The organism is Mycobacterium angelicum, assembly GCF_002086155.1.
In the GTDB taxonomy this organism is placed as follows: Bacteria; Actinomycetota; Actinomycetes; order Mycobacteriales; family Mycobacteriaceae; genus Mycobacterium; species Mycobacterium angelicum.
In genome coordinates, this window is sequence record NZ_MVHE01000221.1 from 1 (window position 1) to 926 (window position 926).

Sequence of the window (926 nt, forward strand, 5' to 3'; positions counted from 1 at the left end):
CGCCGACACCGCCGTCGCCGCCGGTGCCACCGACTCCGGTGGTGCTGTCGGCACCGCTGCCGCCGGCGCCGCCACTGCCGCCCTTGCCACCGACCCCGCCGGCGCCGCCGGAGCCATTGGTGCCGCCCGCACCGGAGTCGCCGCCCTGTCCGCCTTGTCCGCCGGCGCCGCCAGCGAAACCGGTGCCGCCGGTGGCGCCGCTGCCGGCTGCGGCATCCGTGCCTGCGCCGCCACCGCCTCCGGCGCCACCCACACCGCCGGTGCCGCCGGTGCCCGCCTTGCCAGTGGCGCCAGTGGTGCCGCCGGTCCCGCCGCTACCTACGCCACCGGCGCCACCGCCGGCGCCGGCTGCGCCGCCGACACCGCCGTCGCCGCCGGTGCCACCGACTCCGGTGGTGCTGTCGGCACCCGAACCGCCGGTTCCGCCGGTGCCGCCCTTGCCACCGACCCCGCCGGCGCCGCCGGAGCCGTTGGTGCCACCGGCACCGGAGTCGCCGCCCTGGCCCCCCTGACCGCCTTGGCCGCCGGCGAAACCGGTGCCGCCGGTGGCGCCGCTGCCTGCTGCGGCATCGGTGCCGTCGGCGCCGGTACCGCCATCGCCGCCTTGACCGCCGGTGCCGCCGGTGCCCGCCTTGCCGGTGGCGCCGGTGGTGCCGCCGGTTCCGCCGCTGCCGGTTCCGCCGCCGCCACCGCCGGCGCCTGCTGCGCCGCCGATACCGCCGTCGCCGCCGGTGCCGCCGACTCCGGTGGTGCTGTCGGCGCCGCTGCCGCCGGTTCCGCCGGTTCCGCCGGTGCCGCCGACGCCGCCGGCGCCGCCGGAGCCGTTGGTGCCGCCGGCACTGTTACCGCCTTGGCCGCCTTGTCCGCCGGCGCCGCCGGCGAAACCGGTGCCGCCGGTGGCGCCGCTGCCTGCTGCGGCATCGGTG

The 926-nt window shown here is 80.9% G+C and carries 1 protein-coding gene; it reads right to left on the reverse strand.

What is annotated here, in order from left to right; translation table 11 throughout:
- Positions 1-926 (reverse strand): hypothetical protein (locus BST12_RS32610; protein ID WP_211281410.1); only part of this gene is annotated, 926 nt, incomplete at both ends.